This window comes from uncultured Gimesia sp. (assembly GCF_937910335.1).
GTDB lineage: Bacteria > Planctomycetota > Planctomycetia > Planctomycetales > Planctomycetaceae > Gimesia.
This window is the reverse complement of sequence record NZ_CALEMX010000312.1, coordinates 1-2,282: the sequence shown is the minus strand read 5'-3', so window position 1 is coordinate 2,282 and position 2,282 is coordinate 1. Positions and strand designations below refer to the sequence as shown.

The window sequence follows — 2,282 nt, the reverse complement described above, 5'->3', positions numbered from 1 at the left end:
ATGGCGCAAATTACGTGCCAAAGCGAGGGAAGTCATCTGGGAAATGCGGGGTAATCGCTTTTTCTAGCGATGCAAATAACAAGACTGATTGCCGTTCTTAAAGGACACCTTTGGAAGAAGGAATTCCCTGTTGACGGGGATCAATTGCCACCGCTTGTCGAAGCGCTCGAGCGGTCCCTTTAAAAAGACCTTCTGCAATGTGGTGACTGTTCGCGCCATGGTGGAGCACCAGATGCAGATTTAATAATCCGTTTGAGGAAAACGCCTGCCAGAATTCACGTACCAGTTCGGTATCAAACTGCCCGACTTTCTCAGTCGGGAAATCAACCTGAAACACAAACCAGGAACGACCGCTCAAATCAAGGGCCGATGTCACAAGAGTCTCTTCCATGGGAATTGTTAAAGAGCCATAGCGGACAATTCCTTTTTTGTCACCCAATGCTTCATAAAGCGTTTTGCCCAGACAGATACCCACATCTTCAACGGTGTGATGATAATCGACATCCAAGTCGCCATTTGCTTTGATCGTTAAATCAAACAACGCATGTCGCGCCAACAACGTCAGCATGTGATCAAAAAACCCAACGCCTGTCTGAATATCTGCCTTACCATTGCCATCCAGCTCTAAAGTCAATTCGATCTGGGTTTCGGCGGTCTCACGTTTGATTGATGCTTTGCGGGTCATCTTTTGGGAACTCGTGTGTAAAAGGATCGTGAAGTTGAATACTCTAATCTTACAGTCTGGATGTTGATTCTCAAAAATGCATCGGAGCCACCAACAGACTTGGCACTAATTAGAAAGGTGATTGCCGGTCTGAATTGCATAACCGCTTTAATCATACCCGAGTCAAAGTGAAACTATGCTCGTTTTAACTATGATTCAGCCTATCTCACGTATGGCATCCAGCAACTGCTGAATCTCAGCATCGGTTCCGACTGTGATTCTGAGACCATCGAGAATTCCTGTCTGTAGTGAAAACTTCATGTAGCGGACCAGAATTTTACGTTGTTTCAAGTCCTGATAGCGACGTTCGTGTTCACCATCCGGGTGAGTACACCAGACAAAATTTGTCTGGCTGTCCACTGTTTCAAAACCAAGTTTTTTGAGTTCCATAATTAACTGGTCGCGTGTCGAACAGATTCGCTCGGTGTTAGCATGCATCCACTCCTGATCTTTGATTGCTGCAATTGCTGCTGCCAGAGAAAGTGTATTACAGTTATAACTGTCTTTGACCTTTTGCATACCTTGAATCAATTCCGGATGCGCCACGGCAAATCCGAATCGGATTCCAGCAAGACTATATGACTTGCTTAAGCTACGAGTCACAATCATTTTTGCTCCCGAGTCCCCCTGCAATAACTCACAACGGTGTGGTTTGTCGCAAAAGTCCCCGTAGGCTTCATCCAGCACCAGAATTCCCTGTTCTGGCATGAATGTCAAAATATCTTTATCGTGCCAGCGATTCCCTGAAGGGGCATTGGGGTTAGGCACAAACAGTATTTTACTCTTCGCCGCTACTTCGAGAGCCTCAGATACAGGCCAGCTCCAGTCGGGATTGAGTTGAATTTTTTGAAACCGGGCACCCTGAATTTCCGCTAGCGTTTCGTAAAGCGTATAACTGGGGTAGGGAGCAGAGACCAGCTGATTCGGATCGACAAAGGTTCGCATCAGAATCGTCAAAATTTCATCGCTGCCATTCCCGGGGAGAATCCAGTCCGGATCAACCTGGAACAGCTCTGCCGCGGCTTTGCGAAATTCCGTGGCGAGTGGGTCAGGATAAATATTTAAACGACCTTCAAGCACACGCTGCACCGCATCCTTAACACGCGGAGAAGGTGGATACGCATTCTCATTCGTATTCAGTTTCACCCAACCAGACTCCTGCGGCTGTTCGCCTGGAGTATAACCTGACATTTGCTGTACTTGTGAACGAAACAGACTCATCATGTTGATCTCTAAAAAAACGGAATGAATTAACTCGAATTCACATGCAACAAAGTATCCGAAATGGACCTGAAACTGGACACGTCAATCCGGGCAAGAGTTCGCGATAGCTTGAATCGCATATTCTTTATGACATCCTACAGGAAAACTCTTGATTTAGACGTTGAATAGGAAATGGCAGATATCTCCATCCTGCATGACGTACTCTTTGCCTTCCACTCTCAGTTTACCGACTTCGCGGATTGCTTTCTCCGTTTGATATTCTTTCAGATCGTCCACCGAATATATTTCAGCACGAATGAATCCGCGCTCAAAATCGGAATGAATCACTCCAGCT

At 46.2% G+C, this 2,282-nt stretch carries 3 protein-coding genes; all 3 read right to left on the bottom strand.

Annotation, left to right across the window (positions count from 1 at the left end; all coding sequences use genetic code 11):
- Nucleotides 1-97: 97 nt before the first annotated feature.
- Nucleotides 98-685, bottom strand: coding sequence for an imidazoleglycerol-phosphate dehydratase HisB (hisB, locus tag Q0668_RS12530; RefSeq protein ID WP_298865061.1), 588 nt, complete (start codon nt 683-685; stop codon nt 98-100).
- Between the two features lie 195 nt (nt 686-880).
- Nucleotides 881-1,948, bottom strand: a complete 1,068-nt coding sequence (gene hisC, locus Q0668_RS12525; RefSeq protein ID WP_298865058.1) for a histidinol-phosphate transaminase — start codon at nt 1,946-1,948, stop codon at nt 881-883.
- A 153-nt stretch (nt 1,949-2,101) separates the two neighbouring features.
- Nucleotides 2,102-2,282 (bottom strand): DUF933 domain-containing protein (locus Q0668_RS12520; protein WP_298865055.1); only part of this gene is annotated, 181 nt, incomplete at its 5' end.

Bases quoted from the DNA above. Each gene is read 5' to 3' on its own strand.
- hisB (WP_298865061.1), bottom strand. From the start codon at position 685: ATGACCCGCAAAGCATCAATCAAACGTGAGACCGCCGAAACCCAGATC.
- hisC (WP_298865058.1), bottom strand. From the start codon at position 1,948: ATGATGAGTCTGTTTCGTTCACAAGTACAGCAAATGTCAGGTTATACT.